Raw genomic sequence first — 24,317 nt, 5'->3', positions numbered from 1 at the left:
GGGGATTGTAACTAAATCGGGAATCCGCTGTCAGTTTTGTGCTCGCCGAATTATGTAGTGCCGGGGATGTTCAAAACTCCGGATTGCTCATAAACAAAGGCTTGGGCATAATGTAGTCCCTTTTTTCAGCCCCTACATGTGGAAGGTTCCCGTGACTCAGAAGCCCGACCAGTGTCTTGGTGAATGGATCGATCGTGAAGCGCTCGCCGAGGCGATGATCCCGCTTATCGGTCAGCTCTACCGCAATAACAATGTGGTGAGTTCGATCTATGGCCGCACCCTGATCAATCGTTCAGTGATTGCGATTCTCAAAGCACACCGCTTTGCGCGTCATCGTCAAGCCGACGCGACCGAGTTGTCCGTACACGAAACTTTCCCGCTCATCAAAGCGATGAGCGAGCTCAAACTGGGTGCCGCTTCGGTGGACCTGGGCAAGCTGGCCGTCAAATACAAGGCCGAAGCCAATGGCCGCACGGCCGAGCAGTTCGTCCGCGAAGAAATGGCCGAAATCGTTGGCCAACAGAATTCCGGCGACCGTAAGGGCACCGACGTCGTGCTGTACGGTTTCGGCCGTATCGGTCGTCTGCTGGCACGGATCCTGATCGAAAAAACCGGTGGCGGCGACGGCCTGCGTCTGCGTGCTATCGTCGTGCGCAAAGGCGCCGAGAACGATCTGGTCAAGCGTGCAAGCCTCCTGCGCCGTGACTCGGTTCACGGCCCGTTCGACGGCACCATCACCATCGACGAAGCGAACAACACCATCAGCGCCAACGGCAACCTTATTCAGGTGATCTACGCCAAGACCCCGACTGAGGTCGACTACACCCAGTACGGCATCAAGGACGCACTGCTGGTCGACAACACCGGCGTATGGCGTGATGCCGACGGCCTGGGCCAGCATCTGCAATGCCCTGGCATCGACCGCGTCGTGCTGACCGCGCCGGGCAAAGGCAAGCTGAAGAACATCGTTCACGGCATCAACCACCAGCAGATCACCGCCGATGACAAGATCATCTCGGCTGCGTCCTGCACCACCAACGCCATTGTGCCGGTCCTCAAAGCCATCAACGACAAGTTCGGTATCGTCAACGGTCACGTTGAAACGGTGCACTCGTACACCAACGACCAGAACCTGATCGACAACTTCCACAAAGGCGATCGCCGTGGCCGTAGCGCCGCGTTGAACATGGTCATCACCGAAACCGGCGCTGCTACCGCGGCCGCGAAGGCGTTGCCTGAGCTGGCCGGCAAGCTGACCGGCAACGCGATCCGTGTTCCGACGCCGAACGTGTCGATGGCGATCCTGAACCTGAACCTGGGCACTGAAACGACCCGTGAAGAAGTCAACGAATACCTGCGCCACACCGCGCTGTACTCGGACCTGCACAAGCAGATCGACTTCGTGGCCTCGCAGGAAGTGGTCTCCACCGACTTCGTCGGCTCGCGCCACGCCGGTGTGGTCGACGCCGAAGCCACCATCGTCAACGACAACCGCGTCGTGCTGTACGTCTGGTACGACAACGAATTCGGTTACAGCTGCCAGGTGGTCCGCGTGATGGAAGACATGGCCGGGGTCAACCCGCCTGCTTTCCCTAAATAAGGTAGAAGCAGCGGCGAGCGGCAAGTTAGAAGCTACAAGCTGCTAAAGTGGCGACGAGTCACGAGTTGCAAGCCGCAAACCCACTAAAAAACGCCACGACCGGAGCATCCGGTCGTGGCGTTTTTGTTTGTGGGGGTTGAGTCCGGCCAAACTCCGAGCCTCGGCGGATTCCCTGTGGGAGCGAATTCATTCGCGAAAAACGCGTCAGGCGGCAAAGGTGTATCGGCTGTAACGCCCATCGCGAATGAATTCGCTCCCACAGGGGAGTGGTGTCAAAACGGATGTCGTCGGCGTTGCAGAAAAATGTTCATAGACCGCCCAACAAAAAACGCCCTGAACCAGTCAGGGCGTTTGCGTTTCCATTTGCAGCTTGCAGCTTGCAGCTTGCAGCTTGCAGCTTGCAGCTTGCAGCTTGCAGCTTGCAGCTTGCAGCTTGCAGCTTGCAGCTTGCAGCCTTTAGCTCGTGACCGCTTCCACGTGCGCATGACCGCCTTTGCGGAACAGCACCAGCGTGGCGATCAGGCCCAGCACGGCAGCGCCGCTCAGCCAGATGCCCGGAGCAGCCTTGTTGTTCAGCTCATGGATCAGGTAAGTACAGGCCGCTGGAGTGAAGCCACCGAAGGTTGCGGTTGCCAGGCTGTAGGCCAGGGAGAAACCGGTGGTACGCACTTCGACGGGCATGATTTCGGTCAGGGAGACCACCATCGCGCCGTTGTAGGAGCCGTACAGGAAGGACAACCACAACTCGACCATCAGCAGGTTACCGAAGCTCGGGTTGGCGGTCAGCCAGGACAGGGCAGGGTACGCCGTGACGATGGCCAGAATGGTCGCCGCCAGCAGTAGGGGTTTGCGACCGATCTTGTCAGACACCGCGCCCATCACCGGCAGCCAGATGAAGTTCGAGATACCGACGCAGACGGTCACCAACAGGCTGTCCAGGTCGGACAGGTGCAGTTCGTTTTTGCCGAAGGTCGGCGTGTACGCGGTGATCAGGTAGAACGACACGGTGGTCATGACCACCAGCGCCATGCCGGCGATGACGATGCCGAAGTTCGAGCCGATGGACTTCATCACTTCGCCCATGGTTGGACGGTGTTTGCGTGCACGGGCTTCGAACTCAGGGGTTTCTTCCAGCGAACGACGGATGATGAAGATCGCCGGAACGATCGCGCAGCCTACGAGGAACGGCACACGCCAGCCCCATTGGCCCATCTCTTCCGGGCTCAGCCAGTGGTTGAGGCCAACACCCAAGAGGCCTGCGAACACCACCGCTGCCTGTTGGCTTGCGGACTGCCAACTGACGAAGAAGCCTTTGCGGCCCGGCGTCGAGATCTCAGCCAGGTACACCGACACACCGCCCAGTTCCACACCGGCGGAGAAGCCTTGCAGCAGACGACCGATCAACACGAGCAACGGCGCGGCAACGCCCAGCGTGGCGTAACCCGGAACGCAAGCGATCAGTATCGTACCCATCGCCATCATGGCCAGGGTGATGATCAGACCTTTCTTACGGCCATGGTGGTCGATATAGGCGCCGAGGAAGATGGCACCCAATGGACGCATGAGAAAGCCTGCGCCGAAGGTGGCCAGCGACAGCATCAGGGATGCGAATTCGCTGTCGGCCGGGAAGAAGGTTTTGGCGATGGCTGTGGCGTAGAAGCCATAGACCATAAAGTCAAACATTTCAAGGAAGTTGCCGCTGACAACGCGAAAAATCGCTTTGCCTTTGCCTGTGGTCGAGGCCATTTGGAATTACTCACTTAGGCTGTCTAGCTGGGGGGAATCCGTTGTATTTATACGTCCTCTGCCGCGCGGTACGAGCTTGGCCTCGCACTGCACAGATTTGTAACGATATGTGTAAAAGTGGCGGATGGCAATCAGAAGCCTTGTATCGGGCTTTTCGAGCGTCTGCCCTGGGCGGTGCTTCGCAATATTTGTATATGTCACCGCGCCCTCGCGTCTGCCTTTAACTCGCCTGACCTGTTCTGCCGTGACCGCCACCTTCCTGCGCGGCTCACCGCCCCTTTCTTGCGAGTTGAAAGCACCATGACCATCAAGCTTGATCTGATCGATATTTTTTCCCACAGACCCTCTCTCTCACGGCAAGCGAGCGACTCCTTGAAAGCCGCTCTTGTCGCGGATTATCCCCATCTCTCGCTCGATCCCGACGTGACCGTCATCACCACGCCGACCGCGAACGGCGGGCAAACGGCCGCTACGCTGATGGCCTGTTTACGAAGATTTTTCGCCCGCGGCCAGACACCCCGCTGGAAGAACGGGGCCGATGCGCTGGTCGTCGATCCAGCCTTCTCACTTGTCGCCGTTCCTGACATCGACATGGAGGCGCTGGCCATCCTCGTCGACACGGTCTCTCTGGGTCTGCTCGATGATTTCACCGGGTCCTTGATCGCTTTTTGGGAGCGTGCGGGTGCAGACGGCGCCACGCCCTGTGCCCGTTTGGCCGACGCCTTGGCTCAGCGGCGCCCGGAAAACACTGACGCGAGCGTTTTCGAGCAGCAGGCGCTGGCGATACTGGATGCGCAACTCGCCGATCTTCAGGCCATTCCCTCGCTTGGCCTGAATGACTTCGACGAGATCGAGCGCTACGTGGCCAAGACCACTGACATCCTGCCGTGGCTGAGCGACGCACAAGACGCCGCGATTGCCCGGCACCTGTCGCGGTTCGAGCAACTGCCGGACTGGCTGAGCCGTGCCTCGTCCGCCGATCGTCTCGATTTCAGCCGCCGACTCGCGGCGTTGGCGGTCGTGAACGCGCGAGCGGCGGGACGCTCCTGGGACGACGACGTGCCGCCGCTGCTCGATTACGCGCGCAAGACCCTGCAAGACCTGATGCGTGGCGATCACCCGGACGTCACCTGGCTGACACTGGACGATGTCACGGTGCACATCGACAAGGTGGTAGCCGTCCCTGTGCCGTCGGCGGGGCAGTTCATTCCCATTGGCAGCATCGAACATCAGCGCATGAGCGTGGCCCACTTTGCGTTGGGCAACCTGTGCAGTGTTCCCAGCGGCACAATCGTATTGTCGTTGCGCGATGGAGGACCGCTGCCGCGGTGGCTGACGATCAACTACCTCAAGCAGTTGGTGGTGCGGGCTGACATCGGCCGCGCGTATCCGACGTTGGTGCGTCAGTATTTGATGACAGACCCCGTGGAGGTGTCGCGACGGCAACTGCTGTTCGGCGATCAACTGCGTGTGCAACTGCCGCTGAAGGTGCTGGAGCAGAAACTCCGGGGCGAAGGTGGGCTGACGGACGCGGGCTATCGGCGGGTCTGTTCGCTGTTTGAGCGTTCTGCTGCACACGCTGGCAGCGACACGGTGTTGCGCCCGCTGGCGTGGGTTGCGCAGCCGGGGGCTGTCGCGGATGACGTCTGCAACCAGTTCGCGATCGGCGCGTTGGATACCACCGTTGGCCCGTTCGTGTTGTATCGACCCTTGGCGCCGATGCCGCTGATGGAGTTTGCCACGTGGCCGGAACTGCGCAGAGCCATTGCCACGACAGACGAACTGCAAGACGACGCGCTCGACTGGATGACCGATCATGGGCGGCAGCGCTACGCCAACGGCGGCTTCGATCAGCCTCACATCGTCCGTTTCGGGCTGGGCTCCGACTTTACGCTGATCGAGGACCCCGCACCGGCGCAATTAAGTGTCGCCAAAGTGGACGGTGACGTGCTCGTTGCGCTGTTCAATGCGAACGCCCGGGCACTGGTGGAGCTCGCGGATCGTGAGTCAGTCTCCAACGCAGAAAGCCGCTGGGCCATGATTCAGCGGGCAGGCTGGCTCGGGCTGGACGTGGTGATGCCTTTTCTGTCGGGCTCGGTCGGCAATGCGTTGTGGCTCGTGCAGCTGATGAGTGCCGTGGATCAAGTGCTGGTGGCGCGCAAGCGTGCGGTCGGTCACCCGGAGCGGCAAGCGTGGACGGCGCTGTTGCTGACGGTGTCCATGATGCTTATGCACGAAGGATTCGTGCCCCGCCTGCGAACGCCCCCAGCCGAAGTCGCGGAGGGGGAGGCGACGCGGGCAGGGCATGGGCCCACCGAAGCGCCGGAGACGGTGGACGGCGAGTCGCAGGCGACTGTCCTGACACCCTTGCTGGATTTTTCCTGGTCCAGCGTGCGGCATCGGCTGACACCGGCACAGGCCCGAGACCTTGAACGTCTGAAAGTCATGCCTGAACCGGACTTGAGTGCGCCGTCGGCGGAACCGGGCAGGGAAGGCCTTTACTTGCACGACGGACAGTGGCACGCCCGGCTGGACAGCGGCGTGTACCGCGTGGCGTTCAGGGATGAAGACGTGCGAGTGATCGACCCTCGGTCCTCGGCAATAGTGGGTCCCAGGCTACGGCGCACAGGCGGGCGTTGGACACTGGATCTGTCTCTCGGCCTGCGAGGCGGGGGGCCGAAACGTAACGCTCGACAGGTTGCCCTGGAAAACGCGGCGAAGCTCAAGGCGGTGACGGAGCGTGAAGCGGTGCTGGATCAGCACCAGGTCGTGCTGTTTCAACGGTTCGTCGGCTGGAACAAAACCTGCCGGGGTGCGAAAGCGCAACTGCCCGGCACTCTGTATGACCTGATCGAAACCGACCTGAACGAACTGAAAGCCATCGTTGAGGAACGCCAGCGCTTACAGGTTTCCTTGCGACCCGCCGACCGGGCGTCCGAACCGACCGTGGCCAAAGACCTCCAGGCGCTGGTCCGGCGTATCGCGTTTTATGAGGGGGTGCTGCTGCAAAACCTCGTCAAGCTGGCGCGCAACCAAATGGACCGGCTTGAAGCGGTTTCAGTGTCGGCGTTGACGCGAGAGAACGTGGAGGGTTACGTCGCGCTGTTCGAAGACATGTTGTTGATTGAAGAGCGAGGCGCGACGTGGTCCGCACTGAGAGAAGACCTGTGGCAGCGTCTGCGTGACGTGCCCAAGGTGGGCGAAAAAATCTGGCATGACGAGGTGCTGGATCTGGTCCGCAGCAATGTGTTCACCCAGTTGGACTGGCGGGCGACGCGCCTATGGTCGCTGTTGGAACTGAGTTTCAGCAAGGACGTGATTTTGTCGAGGCAGGGCAGCCTGGAACTCAAGTCATTGCGCACGGACGACCGTCTCCACGCGGCCGTCAGTTCGCAGATCGAGCTGGAAAAACCCAACGATTACACCCTCGCCGAGCAGATCGACGTGCTGGAAAGCTCGTTACGGGAGTATGACCGGGGAATCCTGATCGCCACCTGTGCGCAACAAAGCGTACCGGAAGCGTTCGACCCGGTGCGATTCGCCCGTTTTCTGGAGGAGTTCGGCTGGATAGCGGACCGTGCGGAGACGCGCTTGTCGGATCTGATCCGCGAGAGCACCGAACCGATGGCGCGTCCTGTGGATTACGCGCCACGCGTCCGGCAGCCGCGCAAGCGGGTGTTCAAGACCCGCGCCCATCGCACGCTGGTGGGACAGTTGCGCGAAGGCGAACCCGACATGCCGGGTGCGGTGGTCGATGTCACGCAATCCATGGGCAAAACCGTGATCGAGACGTACCACCTGCATGAGAACGGGGAGTGGGTCGAAGTCGAGACAGTCGTGGCGGCGCAGCCCGACAAGCCCGTACCTGTCGTCGTGCTGGCGGACCTCAAGCGTCAGGCCGTCACAGTGCTGCAACGTGTCGACGCAGATATCACTAATGCCCGCCGTCAGTCCAGAAGAGCGGATGAGCCGGCTGATATGCAGGACATCCTGACGCAAAGAGCGGACAGGCTAACGGCGTTGGCCGATAAGCTGGCAAGCGCCGCTGGCAGCGACGAAATGGCTCAGGAACATGTGAGCGCTTTGCGCGCAGCAGCGGCGCGGCTGGTGGAAGAGGGGCGCACGTTGCGGATTGCGATGATCAAGGCTCAGCCACCCACGGCGGGGCGTCTGGCGTGGCTGGCACAGGAGGGAGAGGTGGATATCGCCCGCTTCGACGGCCGCAAGAACTTGTCAGGGGCCAAGCGAAACGATTTTCTGCAGGAGTACGTGATTCGTGACAAGCATCAGCATGTGTTGTGGTGGGCGCATTTTCATTACGCCAGCGAAAGCGCGGCGGCGGAAAGCTTTACCGCGGCGCACCTTAAACTCCCGGAGCAACGGTTCGTGGGCTATAAGGCCCAGGTCAAGGCGGCAAAAGACAACAAGGAAGTGATCCGGGTGTACCGCAGCGCCATCGGCAAGGAGATCGCGCAGCGGTTGTTTCTGAGCCTCGCGGGCTAGCTTATTTAAGGAGGGCCTCGCGCAGGTCAGTCGACAGGCCGTCCGGTGCCAGCCAGATCGCAAAATACACCTTTGCCAGCTCGGGGTCGGGGCTGGCAAAGATCACCTTGCCATTGCGCGTCAGGTTCAAGCCATCGGTGCGGTCCCAGGTCAGGTCGTAACGGTCGCCTTTGACGATGTTCTGGAAGCTTTGGTGCAGGCGGTCGAGTTCGGGTTTCAAGCGAACGAGGGTGTCTTGCGGCTGTTGTTTTTCGAGGGCCGCATTGGCTGCCTTGATCACGTCCTGGCGGTCGATGTCCCGAAAATAATACAGCTCGAGTTTCTGGGGTGACTGGGTGAACGCAGCCTGTTTGGCGCTGATTGAAGGCTCGGCATAAAAGGCGGCGGCGTAAACGTCGGTCCAGAGGTAGGTGAGGATCGCCTGGTTCTTGCGCTCCAGCGCCGGGGAATGGCCGTCGAGCCGGGCAGGGAAGTTGGCCTGCTTGAGCAAGTCCGCCTGAGACGCCATGGCCATCGGGCTGGCGAACGCGGCAAGCAGGAGCATCCAGTGAATGAGGCGGTGGCGCATGAGGGTGTCTTCTGTGGCGAGGGGTTGAGGTAAGGGTATGACATTTTTAGCGGTGCGCGGTGCAGCGGGGTATGCAAACGGCCTACGCTATTCGCACAGACATGGCGGTGCATCTCCAGCGACCGATAGATTTTTCGCGAATAAATTCGCTCCCAAAGTGAAGACCGCGTCCTGCCTGATGCCGAGTCGTGCCGTCGAATCCCTGTCGTTGTACGGCAAAAAACGCCCTCCACGGCTCAACCCCACAAAAAATGCAGCTTTTATTGGGATTCCCCCCACCAACACATTTATCATCCGCACCCATTGGGCATTTTCCGCGCCTCACCAAGGTGACGAGTGTCACGCAACGCAGACAAAATTGGCCTGCGACGCGACCAAGGGTTAATGTTCCCCGCGACGCCGGACGATTAGACTGCGCCGCGAGTTTCGATTCTTCATGCCGCCAGGCGCGGCATGGGTTAGCCAGAGACGCCAGAGTGGCGCCTCGGCCTGTTCTAAGGAGTACGCATGGCTGTCTACAACTACGACGTAGTGGTACTGGGTTCCGGCCCAGCTGGAGAAGGCGCGGCAATGAACGCCGCCAAGGCTGGGCGCAAGGTAGCCATGGTCGACAGCCGTCGGCAGGTCGGCGGCAACTGCACCCACTTGGGCACGATCCCGTCCAAGGCGTTGCGTCACTCGGTCAAGCAGATCATCCAGTTCAACACCAACCCGATGTTCCGGGCCATTGGCGAGCCGCGCTGGTTTTCGTTCCCGGACGTGCTGAAAAGCGCTGAAAAAGTCATCAATAAACAGGTCGCGTCCCGCACTGGCTACTACGCCCGTAACCGCGTCGACGTGTTCTTCGGCACCGGCAGTTTCGCCGACGAGCGCACCGTCGATGTGGTCTGCAACACCGGCGTCGTGGAAAAACTGGTCGCCAACCAGATCATCATCGCCACCGGCTCACGGCCTTATCGCCCAGCGGATATCGACTTTTCCCACAAGCGTATCTACGACAGCGACACCATCCTCAGCATCAGCCACACCCCGCGCAAGCTGATCATTTATGGGGCTGGCGTGATCGGCTGCGAATACGCGTCGATCTTCAGCGGTCTGGGCGTGGACGTCGAGCTGATCGACAACCGTGACCAACTGCTCAGCTTCCTCGACGCCGAAATCTCCCAAGGCCTGAGCTATCACTTCAGCAACAACAACGTGATGGTGCGCCACAACGAAGAGTACGAGCGCGTCGAAGGCCTCGAAAGCGGCGTGATTCTGCACCTGAAGTCCGGCAAGAAAGTGAAGGCCGACGCCTTGCTGTGGTGCAACGGCCGGACCGGCAACACCGACAAACTGGGTCTGGAAAATGTCGGCATCAAGGCCAATGGCCGTGGCCAGATCGAAGTGGATGAGGAATACCGCACCAGCAAGCCCAACATTTTCGGCGCTGGCGACGTGATTGGCTGGCCGAGTCTAGCGAGTGCAGCGTATGACCAAGGGCGTTCGGCGTCGGGCAAAGCGGTGGACAACGGCACCTGGCGCTTCGTCAACGACGTGCCGACCGGCATTTACACCATCCCGGAAATCAGCTCGATCGGTCAGAACGAACACGACCTGACCCAGGCCAAAGTGCCGTACGAAGTGGGCAAGGCGTTCTTCAAAAGCATGGCTCGCGCGCAGATCTCCAACGAGCCGGTGGGCATGTTGAAGATCCTGTTCCACCGCGAAACTCTGCAGATTCTCGGCGTGCATTGCTTCGGCGACCAGGCGTCGGAGATCGTGCACATCGGTCAGGCGATCATGAGCCAGCCGGGTGAGGCGAATACCCTCAAGTATTTCGTCAATACCACGTTCAACTATCCGACCATGGCCGAAGCCTATCGGGTCGCGGCGTACGACGGCCTCAACCGGCTTTTTTGAGCGGCTCCGGCCGGTGGCCTGAGCCGGCCGGGGAGACCGATTTCAGTAATTCCCGAGGGTGGCGCTGGCCAAACCGGGAAAGTCTGTAATCAGGCTGTCAACGCCGAAGTCGGCGAGTCTGCGCATCAGCGCGGGCTCGTTGACGGTCCAGACGGACACATGCAGGCCCAGGGTCTGGGCTTTCTTCAGGCGCTCGGGCGTGCAGTGCGTCCAGTTCAGCGCCAGAATCTCGCAGCCGTAACTCGTGGCGACCTTCAACGGGTCGAGCCACGCGTATTCGGCCACCAGCCCTCGCGACAGGTCCGGGGTCAGCTCCAGCGCCGCCTTGAGCACTTCCCGCGAACTCGAGGTAATGGTGACCCTGTCCAGCAGGCCATGACGCTGCGCCATTTCGCGGATCGCCAATACGGTCGTGGCCGCCCGGGTGCGTGACGCGCTCTTGACTTCCAGTTGCCAGTGGTCGAAATCGCATTTCTCGAACAGCTCTTCCAGACGCGGAATCGGGCACGGATTGACCCAGCCCGGGCCGCCCCTGCGCGCGTCGTAGGTCACCAGATCCTTCGCATCATGCTCGACCACTTTGCCGCGCCGGTCGGTGGTGCGTTTCAGGGTCGGGTCGTGGATGACCATCAGTTCGCCGTCACGGGACAGGTGCAGGTCCAGTTCACAACGCTTGACCCCGTGCTTCAGGCATTCCTGAAAGCTGGTGAGGGTGTTTTCCGGTGCTTCGCCTTTAGCGCCGCGGTGGCCATAGATTAGGGTCACAAATACTCCTTGAATTACGAAGGCGCCTACAGGCTCAAAGTCAGGATGGATCAGGGGTGTTTTGCTCTCGGGCCAGGCGTCGTTGCGCGGCTTGTCGTTGCAGGATGTGTCTGGCCAGGAGCTGTCGCTGGGCATCGCTCAGCTCGACCCACTCGGTGCCGATCTCGAAATCGCCAAGGGTGAGGGACTGGGATTGGGTGACCTTGGCCCGCAGCATCATCCCGGACGCCTGGGGCATGAGCACCATTTTGACCGACAACAGGCTGCCGACGGGGAAGGGCTGGTGAGCGTTGAATTGCAGGCCGCCCTCGGACATGATCACTTTTTGCGGAGCCCCGAGCTTGCCTAGAACCGTCTGAGCCACCACTTGACCGAGCAAATCGATGCGTTTGCTCATGGCCCGCAGGAAGCTGTTGGTGGTACGGTCGCGGTCGTCGAGCTGGCGCAGCAGATGCTGCGATTCGAACTCGGCGACGTGCAACTCGCTCAGCAGATCGAAAAGCGTCGAGGTGTCCCGATGAGCGAGCTCATCGACCGAGCCGGACGCTGGAATGCGTTGAATTTCCAGTGCGACGCTGTCCTCGATACGGTAGTATTCGCGGCGTTCTTCTTCATCTAATGTCGACATGGCGAACCCATGGTAGCGGCGGTTGTCAGAGTGATTGCTCTCATTTGCGACTCAGCGATTCGAGTGTAAAGCCGCAGGCCCAGGCCCGCCACAAGGACGTTCCCATTCCTCCGAACAAGCCCCCACATGTTCAGACCTCTTTTTGTATTTATCGGCACGCGTTACACCCGTGCAAAACGCCGTAATCATTTTGTCTCCTTCATTTCCCTGACGTCGATGATCGGTCTCGCCCTGGGCGTAGTGGTGATGATAGTCGTGTTATCGGTCATGAACGGTTTCGATCATGAGATGCGCACCCGCGTCCTCGGCATGGTGCCCCACGCGACCATCGAATCCGGCGAGCCGATCAACGACTGGCAAAGCCTCGCGGCGAAGGTCAAGCAGAACCCTCAGGTCGAAGCCATTGCGCCGTTCACCCAGATGCAGGGCCTGCTGACCAACAACGGCAATGTGCAGAAAATCCTGCTCAATGCCATCGACCCGGTTCAGGAACGCAAAGTTTCGATTATCGATGGCTTCATGAAACAGGGCCGACTTGACGACCTGGTGTCAGGCGGCTTCGGCGTAGTCATCGGCGACAAGGCCGCGACCAAGCTGGGCGTGGGGATCGGCGACAAAGTCACTTTCGTCTCGCCTGAGGTCACGGTCACACCCGCTGGGATGTTCCCGCGCATGAAGCGCTTCACCGTGGTTGGCATCTTCCACGTCGGCGCAGGCGAACTCGACGGCTACCTCGGCGTGACCAACCTTCAGGACCTGGCCCGTCTGCACCGCTGGAAGCCTGATCAGGTGCAGGGGCTGCGGCTGAAATTCACCGACCTGTTCAAGGCGCCGCGCACGGCTTACGACATCGCGCAGAGCCTCGGCGATCATCAGTACTATTCTCGTGACTGGACCCGCACCCACGGCAACCTGTACCAGGCCATCGGCATGGAGAAATCCATCATTGGCCTGCTCTTGCTGCTGATCGTGGCGGTGGCGGCGTTCAACATCATTTCGACGCTGGTGATGGTGGTCAACGACAAGCGTGGCGACATCGCGATCTTGCGCACGCTGGGGGCGACGCCAGGGCAGATCATGGCGATCTTCATGGTGCAGGGCACGGTGATCGGTGTGGTCGGCACGGCGATCGGCGCGGCGGTGGGCATCCTTGCAGCGCTGAACGTCAGTGCCGCGATCTCGGCGCTGGAAGGCCTGATCGGGCACAAGTTTCTCAATGCAGATGTCTATTTCATCGACTATCTGCCTTCGCAATTGATGACCAGTGACGTGCTGATGGTATGCGGCGCGGCGCTGGTCCTGAGTTTCCTCGCCACCTTGTATCCCGCCTGGCGTGCCGCGCGCACCCAGCCGGCGGAGGCGCTACGTTATGAGTGAGTCGCGCATGAGTGATAAAGCTGTACTGAGTTGCCGCAACCTGGGCAAATCCTACGAGGAAGGCCCGGAATCCGTGGTCGTGCTGTCGGGCCTGCAACTGGAGTTGCACCCTGGCGAACGCGTCGCGATTGTCGGCAGTTCCGGCTCCGGCAAAAGTACCTTGCTCAACCTGTTGGGCGGCCTGGACACGCCGACCGAGGGCAGCGTATGGCTGGCTGGCGAAGAGCTGTCCGCGTTGAACGAAAAGGCCCGTGGCCTGCTTCGCAACCGGGCGCTGGGTTTCGTGTATCAGTTTCACCATTTGCTGCCAGAGTTCACCGCGCTGGAGAACGTCTGCATGCCGCTCCTGATCGGCAAGACCCCGATCCCGGAAGCCCGTCAGCGCGCCACCGCGTTGCTGGAACGGGTTGGGCTCAAGCACCGTCTGGCGCACAAACCGTCCGAGCTGTCCGGTGGCGAACGCCAGCGGGTGGCCATTGCCCGGGCGTTGGTGAATCAGCCGGGTCTGGTGATGCTCGACGAGCCGACTGGCAACCTCGATTCCCACACGGCCCAAGGCATTCAGGACCTGATGCTGGAGCTCAGCACCTCGTCGCGCACCGCGTTTCTGGTGGTGACCCACGACCTGTCGCTGGCTCGCCAGATGGACCGCGTGTGGCGTCTGGAAGAAGGCCGTCTCGTCGAGGCGTGATGCATTGAACCCGACGCCCGCTTCATGGCGTCGGGGTGTTCCTATTTAGCTACGGTGCTCCACGAATGTTCAGACCGTTATCCATCTTCATCGGCACGCGCTACACGCGGGCCAAGCGGCGCAACCACTTCATCTCGTTCATTTCGATGACCTCGATGATCGGGCTGGCGCTGGGCGTGCTGGCGATGATCGTCGTGCTGTCCGTGATGAACGGCTTTCAGAAGGAAATGAGTTCGCGGATTCTCGGCATGGTGCCCCACGCGGTCATCGACGGGGTCAAGCCGCTGGACGACTGGAAACCTGCTGCGGACGCCGCGTTGAAGAACCCCCAAGTCACGGCGGCCGTGCCATTCACGCAAATGGACGGCATGCTCTCGTACAAGGGGTCGATGCAGCCGATCGAGATCAACGGCGTGGACCCGGCGCTGGAATCCCAGGTCTCCATCGTCACCCAGCACATCGTTCAGGGCCGCCTGCAGGACTTGAAGGCTGGCGAGTTTGGCGTGGTCATCGGTGAAATCACGGCGCGGCGCTTCCGCCTGAACGTGGGCGACAAAATCACCCTGATCGTCCCGGAAATCAGCAGCGATCCGGGCGGTATCACCCCGCGCCTGCAACGCCTGACCGTGGTCGGCGTGTTCAAGGTCGGCGCCGAGCTTGACGGCTCCATGGCGCTGGTCAACGTGGCCGATGCCGCGACGATCCAGCGCTGGCAGCCGAATCAGGTGCAGGGCGTGCGCCTGGCGCTGACCGACCTGTACGCGGCACCGCAGGTTTCGACCGCCATCGCGGGCAGTTTGGGCGCGGACTACAAGGCCGATGACTGGACCCACACACAGGGCAGCCTGTTCAGCGCGATGAAAATGGAAAAGACCATGATCGGCCTGTTGTTGCTGATGATCGTCGCTGTCGCGGCCTTCAACATCATCGCCACGCTGATCATGGTGGTGAACGACAAGGGCGCTGACATCGCAATCCTGCGCACCATCGGCGCGACGCCTCGTCAGATCATGACCATCTTCATGGTGCAAGGCTCGGTGATCGGCGTGATCGGCACGATCATCGGCGGCGTATTGGGCGTGATCGCCGCGATCAACGTCAGTCAGTTGGTGGGCTGGGTCGAGCGCGTCACCGGCCAGCACATTTTCACCTCGGACGTGTACTTCATCAGCAACCTGCCATCGCAACTGGAAGGCAGTGACGTGGTGATGATCTGTGCGGCGGGGTTGATCCTGAGCTTTCTGGCGACGATCTACCCAGCGTATCGCGCCTCGCAGATTCAGCCGGCCCATGCGCTGCGGTATGAATAGGTCTGCCTCGTTGGCTTAGGCGTACGCATAATCTGTGGGAGCGAATTCATTCGCGAAAGTCTTTCTGCCGATAGAGAGGCATCGGTCGGGAGGCCCCCTCGCGAATGAATTCGCTCCCACAGGAGAGCTGTATTTACCCAGTTACACCGTGGTGCGTTTGGGGCGGGTGACAGGTCTCAAACGGGCAATTCAATCAAAAAACGCGTCACGCCCTCCCGCGATTCACAGCGGATCGTCCCGCCATGGGCCTTGATGATCGACTGGGTGATCGCCAGTCCCAACCCCGCATGTTCACGGCTGCCCACATGACGTGCCGGGTCAGCGCGATAAAACCGGTCGAACAGCCGTGGCAGCACCTCCGCCGGAATGGTCGGGCCTGTGTTTTCTATGCCAATTCGCACGCGCTGGACAGACGATTCCAGTTTCACCGACACCTGACCCTGAACAGGGGTGAAGCGCAGTGCATTGTCCAGCAGGTTGGACAGGGCGCGGCGCAGCATGTGTCGGTCGCCTTTCACCACGGCCTCGCCCTCACGGCTCAGCGCCACGTGCGCGTCCTCGGCGACAGGCAGGAAAAACTCCAGCAAGGCATCGACGTCTTCCCCCAGCGCCAGACGTTCGCGGTTCGGGTTCAATAACCCATGCTCGGCCTTGGCGAGAAACAGCATGTCGTTGACCATCTGCGCCATCCCTTGCAGCTCCTCCAGATTGCCCAGCAACGCTTCGCGGTACTCCGCCACATCGCGGGGGCGGGTGAGGGTGACCTGCGTGTGGGTCAGCAGATTCGACAGAGGCGTGCGCAGTTCATGGGCGATGTCGGCGGAAAACGCAGACAAGCGCTGAAACGCATCATCGAGACGACCCAGCATGGCGTTGAAAGCCTGACTCAGTTCGGCCAGCTCGCTGGGCATCTCGGCGTGCGGCAGGCGTGTCGTCAGCGAGCTGGCGGAAACGCTGGCCGCGACCTCACTCATTCGACGCAAGGGCCGCAGACCGCTGCGTGCCGCCCAGGCGCCCAGCAGGGCGGTGGCCAGCGCTGACAGGCCGACGGTGAGCCAGATCAGGTGTTGCATGCGTTCCAGAAAGTGCTGGTGATGGGTGATGTCCAGCAGCAGGGTCAGTTGCGGCGTGCCTGGCTGATCGGGTTGCAGGGGCACGGTGTAGGCGCGGTAAGCGGTGCCGTTGTCGGTCAGGGTGTGCAGACCTTCATGGGCTGCAGGTGTCGGGATTGAAGGGGAAAGGCTGTCAAACCATAGCGCGCCATCAGGGCTGCGAACCTGCAAGGCCAGGTCCGGCGAGTGGGCCAGCTCCCTCATCAACGTCGGACGGCGCTGGTTCAGTTGCTCCGCGCTGGATACATCCATCAGCACATCGCGCACTGTTGGCAGTTTACTGTCCAGCAGTTGCTGATCCAGCTCCATGAAATGGCTTTCACTGGCCTGGTTGAACAGCACGCCCGCCGTCAATGACACCACCGCCGTGCAGGCAGCAAACAGCAGGGCCAGTCGGCTGCCCAGAGAAATGCGCCTGAACATCACAGGCTGCGCTCTTCGAGGACGTAACCCATGCCGCGCACGGTGTGGATGAGCTTGTTCGGGTAATCGTCATCGACTTTCAGGCGCAGGCGGCGGATGGCGACCTCGATCACGTTGGTGTCGCTGTCGAAGTTCATGTCCCAGACCTGTGAGGCGATCAGCGATTTGGGCAGCACTTCGCCCTGGCGTCGAAGCATCAGCTCCAGCAGGGCGAACTCCTTGGCGGTGAGGTCGATGCGCTGGCCATTGCGCTCGACGCGACGGCGTAACAGGTCCAGTCGCAGGTCGGCCAGCTGCAGGTGGGTTTCCGGGCTGGCGCTGCCGCCCCGGCGCAACAGGCTGCGCACTCGGGCCAGCAGTTCGGAGAAGGCGAAAGGCTTCACCAGATAATCATCCGCGCCCAGTTCCAGGCCGCGCACCCGGTCTTCGACAGCGTCGCGGGCGGTCAGGAACAGCACCGGCGTGTCGAGGCCCGCGCTGCGCACAGCCTGCAGGATTTGCCAGCCATCCCGCCCCGGCAGCATGACGTCCAGAATCAGCAGCGCGTAGTCCCCGGTCAGCGCCAGATGCTGACCGCTGGTGCCGTCGGCGACCAGTTCCGTGGTGAACCCGGCTTCGGACAGGCCCTGGCGCAGGTAATGGCCGGTTTTCGCTTGATCTTCGATGATCAGTAATTTCATGGGTGATCGGTCGCTTCCAGTGACGCTCATTCGTCACGCTTTATAACGTGAGCGGGGCGAGCAGGGGCCAAGCTTACAAAGTTGTAATCTTGCGGTCAGCTGATTGCCAGTGGCGGGAGCCTACCTTAAGGTCATCGATTGTCGTTGACTGGAGATTCCCATGTTCGCTCGTTTTGTCGTTGCCGCCGTATTGCTGGGTGTGAGCCTTTCGTCTCAGGCCTCCCCCGGCGAGCATTTTGATTTTGGTCACCCGGCCAAGCCCGATCAGGCGACCCGCACTGTCGAGCTGACGCTGGGCGACATGTATTTCGAACCCAAGGCCCTCGACGTCAAAGAAGGCGAGACCGTGCACTTCGTGCTGGTGAACAAGGGCCAACTGCTTCACGAATTCAATCTGGGTGACGCCGCCATGCACGCGGCGCATCAGCAGGAAATGCTCAAGATGGTCGCCAGCGGCATGTTGACGTCGACCGGCATGAAGCATGACATGGCCGGGATGGATCACAGTGCGATGAAGCACGACGACGCCAACAGCGTGCTGGTGGAGCCGGGCAAGACGGCGGAGTTGACGTGGACGTTCGCCAAGGCCACCAACCTGGAATTCGCCTGCAATCTGCCGGGTCACTATCAGGCGGGCATGGTCGGCAAGGTATCGATCGCCGAGTAATCGCTGAAAAAGCGGGACAAAACCTATAAACTCGGCGGTCAGGATTTCACTTCCGCCTTCTTTTTATACGTTTTCAGGTCCCGCCATGCATCCCGCAGCCGAACACTCGCCGCTGGGCAAGTCCAGTGAATACATCGCCACCTACACGCCGTCCCTGCTGTTTCCCATTCCGCGCACCGCCAAGTGGGCCGAGCTGGGGCTGACCGCCGAGACGCTGCCGTATCAGGGTGTCGATTTCTGGAATTGCTACGAACTGTCGTGGTTGCTGCCGCCGGGCAAACCGGTGGTAGCGATTGGCGAGTTCTGCATTCCCGCCGATTCGCCGAACATCATAGAATCCAAATCCTTCAAGCTCTACCTCAACTCGCTGAACCAGACGCCGTTCGCGTCGCAGGACGATTTGGTCAGTGTGCTGGAGAAAGACCTGTCGGCCGCCGCTGGCAAGCCGGTGGGCGTGCGCATCCGTTCCCTGAAGGACATCGAAGCCGAGGGCATCGTGGCGGTGCCGGGCGTCTGCGTCGACGATCTGGACGTGAGCATCAACAGCTACGACCGCCCGCAGCCTGAATTGCTGCGTTGCGACGAGTCGCGGTTGGTCGAAGAATCGCTGCACAGCCACCTGCTGAAATCCAACTGCCCGGTCACCAGCCAGCCGGACTGGGGCAGCGTTGCCGTGGCCTATCGCGGTGCAGCGCTGGATCACGCCAGCTTCCTGGCCTACATCGTCAGCTTCCGCCAGCACTCGGACTTCCACGAGCAGTGCGTCGAACGCATCTTCATGGACCTGCAAAGGCTGCTAAAACCGGAAAAGCTGACGGTCTCCGCGCGTTACGTGCGTCGTGGCGGGCTGGACATCAACCCGTACCGCAGCACTGAGACGCTGACGCTGGAGAATGGGCGGTTGGCGCGGCAATAGCCCGATGTTGGGGCGCTGACCAATGTCCCTGTGGGAGCGAATTCATTCGCGAAAAGGGGTTCAGGCGATGGAGATGTATTGGCCGTAGCGCCCCTTCGCCAATGAATTCGCTCCCACAGGTGTTCCTGCATCAGTCGATTCGACTTAAATCCCGATATTCCCCAACGTCAGCACAATGTTGCGCAACGTGCCGGCGATGGTGGGGTGTTCGACTTCGAAGCGTTCGACTGCCAGGTTCACACCATCGGCCAGATTGTTGTCGGGGGTGGCGTTTTCGACGGCAATCTCGGCCTCGATCTGCGCCATCAGTGCATGCAGGTCTTCGCGTTCTTCTTGGGTCAGCGGCGGGTTCTGTTCCAGTTGCTCGCGCAAGGTATCGAGTTGTTCTTGCAGTTCGCGGGCGGGCATAGGGTGCTCCCTTTGTGAATAGTCTCTGCATGGACCTCAGCGCCTCGGCAAAGGTCCTTTGTCGCTAAGACTAATCCACACTGGGCCTTTCTGCATGACCCTGATCAATCAGGGCTTTTCGGCCTTCATGCGGCGCAGCGTGATGTCTGCCAGGCAGGATTCCAGATCGGCCAGATGATCGATCACCGAGTGCGCGCCCGTCGCGTACAGCTCCAGGGTGGCGCGGCCTCGCAGGCGCTCACGCTCCAGGTCGCTCAAAGCGTCCCAGTGCGCCGGTGACAGCCCGCACAACGGTCCACAGGACGCGAGGCCCACGGTCCACAAGCCCGCGTTGAGCCCGGCCGTGAGCAGGCGGGGGTCGCCGCTGACCAGCACGCAGCCGTCGAGCTGGGCAACATTCAGGCTCATCAGGGCCTGCCAGCAGGCGTCCGGCGCAGGCCAGTGGTTGTTCGGGCTTGGGGTGGGGTGCACCAGACCGGCGAGTGGAGACGCCAACTGCTCGGTGATCGCGGCGGGGTATTCATCGATCCACGCGCAGGGGATGCCTTGCTGCTTGAGGTTTCGCAGGGCCACCATCGCGCCGGGAGTGGGGTGGGAGAAGGGCGTGGCGTCGTGTGAGTCGAACGACTGGCCGTCGCGGCTGCGCAGGGTCCGCACCTGAGCGCCGAAGTCGACCAGACAGCCGCTCAGACCAAAGAGCACGGCGGTGAACGAAGGGGCGGGCACGGCGACCGGGGCAAGCATGAAATTCCCTCTCAAATGCCCAAGACGCTAAGGGAGTTTCATGACAGTGCGATGACCAACGGGTGACATTGTGAGCGGATGTTTAAAGAACAGCACATTCCGTCAGTGTTCGGCGACGTAAATAGTCACAGAAGGCTTTATACTCTCGCCTTTGATTGGGGGGCGTAGCGCCCGCTTCATCACTTTTGACTGGGAGTCTTTGCTATGCCCGTGACCGGTGCAGGCTTTATCAATCGTCTGGCTCGAACGTGTTTCTGGGCCAGTCTGGCCCTGGTGCCGATGGCCGCTCAGGCCGCTGAAGATGATCCGTGGGAAGGCGTCAACCGTGCGATCTTCCGTTTCAACGACACTGTCGACACCTACGCGCTGAAGCCCATCGCCCAAGGCTATGACTTCATCACGCCGCAGTTTCTCGAAGACGGCATCCATAACATGTTCAAGAACGTCGGTGAGGTCACCAACTTCGCCAACGATGTGCTGCAGGCCAAACCGCACGCGGCAGGCGTGGACACAGCGCGCTTGATCATCAACACCACCTTCGGTCTGCTGGGCTTCTTCGACGTCGGCACCAAGATGGGCCTGCAACGCAACGACGAAGATTTCGGCCAGACCCTGGGTCACTGGGGTGTGGGCAGCGGGCCTTTCGTGATGCTGCCGTTCTTCGGTCCGAGCACCGTGCGTGATGCCTTCGCTAAATACCCTGACACCTACACCATGCCGTACCGTTACATCGATCACGTGCCGACCCGCAACACGGCGTTTGGCGTGAGCGTGGTGGACACCCGTGCGAGCCTGCTGTCGGCTGAAAAACTGGTCAACGGCGACAAATACATCTTCATCCGTAACGCCTACTTGCAAAACCGCGAGTTCAAGGTCAAGGATGGCAAGGTCGTCGACGATTTTTAATCGCGGCTGACTGTTGCGCAGATGCAAAAAAGGCGACTTCCGAGTCGCCTTTTTTTCGTATTTTTTCGTAATTCTTTTTGCCGAATCTGTGAAGTGGTTCCGTTTTGATATCACTTCATGGTCAAAATGGTCAGCCCCAGTTTCTGCTCGTCACCTTCGACGTCGGCGATCCAGACCACCTCAGTGTCGGCTTCCAGGCCTTTGAGCGCGGCGTGTTCGGACTCGATTCGGACGCTGATTCGGTCACCGACCTTGAACGACCGAGGCGCCTGTATCTGCATGCCGGAGCTGGATAAATCCACGCACACGGCGGGGATGATCTGGCCTGCGTAGATCAGGCTGATGTCCGCGTCGACACGCATGCGGATGTAGTCTCGTTTCTCTGCATAGTCGCGATCGATCTGACCCATGGTGCATCCTTCATTTTTGTTGCTGATTTAGGGGTTCTTATAACTCCGGGCGATTTGAGATGTAAAGACGCCGGCCGACCGCTGGAGCGAGCTTGAAACGCCCGGCGGATGGGAGTACCGTCTGCGCCTTGAAGGGCACCTCTGACGACTGAAGCGTTTGACCAAAAGTCCGCTGCCACCGTACAGAGAGGCTAGAAGCGAATCCAGTAAGCGGCCTGACAGAATCCGACCGCTTACGCCAACCTGATCTGGCGCCGTTTGCCCACATGCAAAAAACCAGTGCCACGCTGCTGATTATCGATGACGACGAAGTGGTGCGCGCGAGCCTCGCGGCCTACTTGGAAGACAGTGGGTTCAGCGTCTTGCAGGCCAGCAATGGCACGCAAGGTCTGGAATCCTTCGAGAAAAACACGCCTGATCTCGTGATCTGCGATCTTCGCATGCCTCAAGTTGGAGGCCTGGAGCTGATTCGTCAGGTCACCAGCCTATCGCCCGACACCCCGGTGATCGTGGTCTCCGGCGCGGGTGTCATGAGCGATGCTGTCGAAGCATTGCGTCTTGGCGCGGCCGACTACCTGATCAAACCGCTGGAAGACCTTGCAGTGCTTGAGCACTCGGTCAAGCGGGCACTGGATCGCGCGCGCCTCCTTCAGGAAAACAAGCTCTACCGTCAAAAGCTTGAGACCGCCAACCGCGAACTCGAAGCCAGCCTGCATCTGCTGCAGGAAGACCAGGATGCCGGTCGCCAGGTTCAGATGAACATGCTGCCGACCAACCCGTGGGCGATTGACTCGTTCGAATTCGAACACGAAATCATCCCGTCCCTGTACCTGTCCGGCGACTTCGTCGATTATTTCCGCGTCGATGAGCGCCGCGTTGCGTTCTATCTCGCCGACGTGTCGGGCCATGGTGCGTCATCGGCTTTCATCACCGTGTTGTTGAAGTTCATGACCACGCGCCTGTTGTTCGAGTCCAAGCGCGGCGGCACGCTGCCCGAGTTCAAGCCTTCCGAGGTCTTGGGCCACATCAACCGGGGTCTGATCAGCTGCAAGCTGGGCAAGCACGTGACGATGGTGGGCGGCGTGATCGACGAGCAAAGCGGTAAATTGACTTACAGCGTCGGCGGACATTTGCCTTTGCCGGTGCTGTATACGCCGACAGAAACCCGCTACCTTGAAGGGCGCGGCCTGCCGGTGGGGTTGTTCAACGAAGCAACGTATTCGGACCATGTGCTGGACCTGCCGGAGTCCTTTAGTCTGACCCTGCTGTCTGATGGCATTCTGGACCTGTTGCCAGGTGATACACTCAAAGAGAAAGAGGCCAACTTGCCTGAATTGGTGAAGTCGGCGGGCGGCAGCCTGGATGGTCTGCGTCGTAAGTTTGGATTGGCCACGCTCGGGGAGATGCCGGATGATATCGCCTTGTTAGTGTTGAGCAGGAACCTTTAATGAGTACCGGTAGAATCCAGTTTGCCGAGCAAGATGGCACCTTCGTCCTGAAGTTCGTGGGAGAAGTGCGCCTGACCCTCTGTTCGGCGTTGGATGCGACGATTGAGCGGATCTTCACCTCGATGAATTTTTCGACGGTGGTGATCGATCTGACCGAAACGCGCAGCATTGACAGCACGACTCTCGGCCTGTTGGCCAAGTTGTCGATCCTGTCACGTCAGAAAGCGGGCCTGTTGCCCACCGTCGTGACCACTCACGAGGACATCACGCGCCTGTTGCAGTCGATGGGCTTCGATCAGGTGTTCAACATCGTCGGTCGTCCAATTCCCCGTCCCGAAGCGCTGAGCGATTTGCCGTCGCAGGATCAGTGCGAGGATGTGGTGAAAGCCAAGGTGCTGGAAGCGCACAAGATTCTGATGGGTTTGAATGACTCCAATCGCGAAGCCTTTCGTGATCTGGTGAATGCGCTCGAACACCAATAAGCGTTTTTGAGTGCCTGCTCAGGCCAAAACTTTCCATAACTGAGGTATAAAAAAGGCGGCACCCTGAAGGGTGCCGCCTTTTTGTGACTGCGTGGCCGGTGCTTAAGCCTTGGCGCGCAGCAGTGCCTCAAGCTTTTCCTGGTCACGGGCGAACTGACGAATGCCTTCGGCCAGTTTCTCGGTGGCCATGGCGTCTTCGTTGGACGCCCAGCGGAATTGGCTTTCGTTCAGGGTCTGACGCGGTTCGCCGCCATTGCCTGGCTTGAGCTTCTGCGTCAGCGTGCCGTTGTCTTCGGACAGCTTTTGCAGCAGGTCCGGGCTGATGGTCAGGCGGTCGCAGCCGGCCAGTTCTTCGATCTGGCTCAGGTTGCGGAAGCTGGCGCCCATGACCACGGTCTTGTAGTCATTGGCCTTGTAGTAGTTGTAAATGCGGGTCACGGACTTCACGCCCGGGTCTTCCGCACCGACGTAGTCCTTGCCTTCTGCCTTCTTGTACCAATCGTAGATGCGGCCCACGAACGGTGAAATCAGGAACACACCGGCGTCAGCGCAGGCCTGTGCCTGAGCGAATGAGAACAGCAGGGTCAGGTTGCACTGGATGCCTTTCTTTTCCAGCTGCTCGGCAGCACGGATGCCTTCCCAGGTCGAAGCCAGTTTGATCAGGATGCGATCGCGGCCAATGCCAGCCTTGTCATACAGCTCGACCAGACGCTCGGCGCGTTCGATGCAGGCGTTGGTGTCGAAGGAAATGCGGGCGTCCACTTCAGTGGAAACGCGGCCTGGCACCACTTTCAGAATCTCTTGGCCTATAGCAACGGCAAAACGGTCGCTTGCCAGGCCGATGTCATCCTTGGCGCCGCTAAACGCTTCTTTCAGGCGGTCGGCGTTGCTGTCGCTCGACGCGGCTTTCAGCAGCAGGGAAGGGTTGGTGGTGGCGTCCACCGGCTTGAGCTTTTCAATCGCAGCGAAATCGCCGGTATCGGCAACGACGGTGGTGATTTTTTTGAGTTGTTCCAGCTTGGAAGTCATGA

At 60.4% G+C, this 24,317-nt stretch carries 21 protein-coding genes; 11 read left to right on the top strand and 10 right to left on the bottom strand.

From position 1 onward, the window contains the following. Window positions 1-136: 136 nt before the first annotated feature. On the top strand, window positions 137-1,600 hold the full coding sequence (locus tag ACIQAL_RS07305; protein WP_401144060.1) for a glyceraldehyde-3-phosphate dehydrogenase: 1,464 nt from the start codon (window positions 137-139) through the stop codon (window positions 1,598-1,600). Window positions 1,601-2,056: 456 nt separating this feature from the next. On the opposite strand, the gene ACIQAL_RS07300 is transcribed toward ACIQAL_RS07305, so the two are convergent. Then, the gene (locus ACIQAL_RS07300) at window positions 2,057-3,346 is read right to left on the bottom strand and encodes an MFS transporter (RefSeq protein WP_166595137.1); all 1,290 of its coding nucleotides are present in this window, start codon (window positions 3,344-3,346) and stop codon (window positions 2,057-2,059) included. A 372-nt stretch (window positions 3,347-3,718) separates the two neighbouring features. Between ACIQAL_RS07300 and ACIQAL_RS07295 the strand changes: the two genes are divergently transcribed. Further along, a complete protein-coding gene (locus ACIQAL_RS07295) occupies window positions 3,719-7,849 on the top strand; it encodes a dermonecrotic toxin domain-containing protein (protein ID WP_401144058.1) in 4,131 nt (1,376 codons plus the stop codon). Between the two features lies 1 nt (window position 7,850). Here ACIQAL_RS07295 and ACIQAL_RS07290 read toward each other — a convergent pair whose 3' ends face one another. Further along, a complete protein-coding gene (locus tag ACIQAL_RS07290) occupies window positions 7,851-8,417 on the bottom strand; it encodes a chalcone isomerase family protein (protein WP_341963900.1) in 567 nt (188 codons plus the stop codon). 507 nt (window positions 8,418-8,924) lie between these two features. Here ACIQAL_RS07290 and sthA point away from each other — a divergent pair. Continuing rightward, window positions 8,925-10,319, top strand: coding sequence for a Si-specific NAD(P)(+) transhydrogenase (gene sthA / locus ACIQAL_RS07285; RefSeq protein ID WP_401144057.1), 1,395 nt, complete (start codon window positions 8,925-8,927; stop codon window positions 10,317-10,319). A gap of 42 nt (window positions 10,320-10,361) precedes the next feature. Here sthA and ACIQAL_RS07280 read toward each other — a convergent pair whose 3' ends face one another. Together ACIQAL_RS07280 and ACIQAL_RS07275 are read right to left on the bottom strand one after the other, a co-directional pair. Beyond that, window positions 10,362-11,084, bottom strand: a complete 723-nt coding sequence (locus tag ACIQAL_RS07280) for a glycerophosphodiester phosphodiesterase (protein ID WP_401144056.1) — start codon at window positions 11,082-11,084, stop codon at window positions 10,362-10,364. 40 nt (window positions 11,085-11,124) lie between these two features. Next, window positions 11,125-11,712 (bottom strand): PilZ domain-containing protein, encoded by a 588-nt coding sequence (locus tag ACIQAL_RS07275; protein ID WP_401144054.1) that lies wholly within the window; start codon window positions 11,710-11,712, stop codon window positions 11,125-11,127. A 126-nt stretch (window positions 11,713-11,838) separates the two neighbouring features. On the opposite strand from ACIQAL_RS07275, the gene ACIQAL_RS07270 reads away from it, so the two are divergent. From ACIQAL_RS07270 to ACIQAL_RS07260, 3 genes are all read left to right on the top strand, one after another. Next, entirely contained in the window at window positions 11,839-13,089 is a 1,251-nt protein-coding gene (locus tag ACIQAL_RS07270; RefSeq protein WP_401144052.1) for a lipoprotein-releasing ABC transporter permease subunit, read from the top strand. 7 nt (window positions 13,090-13,096) lie between these two features. Next, entirely contained in the window at window positions 13,097-13,780 is a 684-nt protein-coding gene (gene lolD, locus ACIQAL_RS07265) for a lipoprotein-releasing ABC transporter ATP-binding protein LolD (RefSeq protein ID WP_166595144.1), read from the top strand. A 65-nt stretch (window positions 13,781-13,845) separates the two neighbouring features. Further along, window positions 13,846-15,090 (top strand): lipoprotein-releasing ABC transporter permease subunit, encoded by a 1,245-nt coding sequence (locus tag ACIQAL_RS07260; protein WP_401144050.1) that lies wholly within the window; start codon window positions 13,846-13,848, stop codon window positions 15,088-15,090. Between the two features lie 176 nt (window positions 15,091-15,266). On the opposite strand, the gene ACIQAL_RS07255 is transcribed toward ACIQAL_RS07260, so the two are convergent. After that, the gene (locus ACIQAL_RS07255; RefSeq protein ID WP_401144049.1) at window positions 15,267-16,625 is read right to left on the bottom strand and encodes a heavy metal sensor histidine kinase; all 1,359 of its coding nucleotides are present in this window, start codon (window positions 16,623-16,625) and stop codon (window positions 15,267-15,269) included. Beyond that, entirely contained in the window at window positions 16,625-17,305 is a 681-nt protein-coding gene (locus tag ACIQAL_RS07250; RefSeq protein WP_341963905.1) for a heavy metal response regulator transcription factor, read from the bottom strand. The genes ACIQAL_RS07255 and ACIQAL_RS07250 overlap by 1 nt, the downstream gene beginning before the upstream one ends. 160 nt (window positions 17,306-17,465) lie before the next feature. On the opposite strand from ACIQAL_RS07250, the gene ACIQAL_RS07245 reads away from it, so the two are divergent. Beyond that, entirely contained in the window at window positions 17,466-17,972 is a 507-nt protein-coding gene (locus ACIQAL_RS07245; protein WP_401144047.1) for a plastocyanin/azurin family copper-binding protein, read from the top strand. Window positions 17,973-18,057: 85 nt separating this feature from the next. Beyond that, on the top strand, window positions 18,058-18,888 hold the full coding sequence (gene queF / locus ACIQAL_RS07240) for an NADPH-dependent 7-cyano-7-deazaguanine reductase QueF (RefSeq protein ID WP_401144045.1): 831 nt from the start codon (window positions 18,058-18,060) through the stop codon (window positions 18,886-18,888). A gap of 144 nt (window positions 18,889-19,032) precedes the next feature. Here queF and ACIQAL_RS07235 read toward each other — a convergent pair whose 3' ends face one another. Further along, entirely contained in the window at window positions 19,033-19,296 is a 264-nt protein-coding gene (locus ACIQAL_RS07235) for a DUF4404 family protein (RefSeq protein WP_166595150.1), read from the bottom strand. A 108-nt stretch (window positions 19,297-19,404) separates the two neighbouring features. Further along, window positions 19,405-20,040, bottom strand: a complete 636-nt coding sequence (locus ACIQAL_RS07230) for an HAD family phosphatase (RefSeq protein WP_401144043.1) — start codon at window positions 20,038-20,040, stop codon at window positions 19,405-19,407. A 204-nt stretch (window positions 20,041-20,244) separates the two neighbouring features. Here ACIQAL_RS07230 and ACIQAL_RS07225 point away from each other — a divergent pair, with 204 nt between their 5' ends. Beyond that, window positions 20,245-20,946: a VacJ family lipoprotein gene (locus ACIQAL_RS07225; protein WP_166595152.1), complete on the top strand. Its 702-nt coding sequence runs from the start codon at window positions 20,245-20,247 to the stop codon at window positions 20,944-20,946. 110 nt (window positions 20,947-21,056) lie between these two features. On the opposite strand, the gene ACIQAL_RS07220 is transcribed toward ACIQAL_RS07225, so the two are convergent. Next, window positions 21,057-21,356, bottom strand: a complete 300-nt coding sequence (locus ACIQAL_RS07220) for a PilZ domain-containing protein (protein WP_166595153.1) — start codon at window positions 21,354-21,356, stop codon at window positions 21,057-21,059. Window positions 21,357-21,622: 266 nt separating this feature from the next. Here ACIQAL_RS07220 and rssB point away from each other — a divergent pair, with 266 nt between their 5' ends. Next, window positions 21,623-22,804, top strand: a complete 1,182-nt coding sequence (gene rssB, locus ACIQAL_RS07215) for a two-component system response regulator RssB (RefSeq protein WP_401144041.1) — start codon at window positions 21,623-21,625, stop codon at window positions 22,802-22,804. Then, complete coding sequence (rssC, locus tag ACIQAL_RS07210; RefSeq protein WP_037009276.1) at window positions 22,804-23,286, top strand: anti-sigma factor antagonist RssC; 483 nt, start codon at window positions 22,804-22,806, stop codon at window positions 23,284-23,286. Before rssB ends, rssC begins: the two co-directional genes overlap by 1 nt. A 102-nt stretch (window positions 23,287-23,388) precedes the next feature. Here rssC and tal read toward each other — a convergent pair whose 3' ends face one another. After that, complete coding sequence (gene tal, locus ACIQAL_RS07205) at window positions 23,389-24,315, bottom strand: transaldolase (protein WP_401144038.1); 927 nt, start codon at window positions 24,313-24,315, stop codon at window positions 23,389-23,391. Window positions 24,316-24,317: the final 2 nt, after the last annotated feature.

The organism is Pseudomonas sp. NPDC088368 (assembly GCF_044753445.1).
Lineage (GTDB): Bacteria > Pseudomonadota > Gammaproteobacteria > Pseudomonadales > Pseudomonadaceae > Aquipseudomonas > Aquipseudomonas bambusae.
This window is presented reverse-complemented; position numbering and strand designations above follow the sequence as displayed.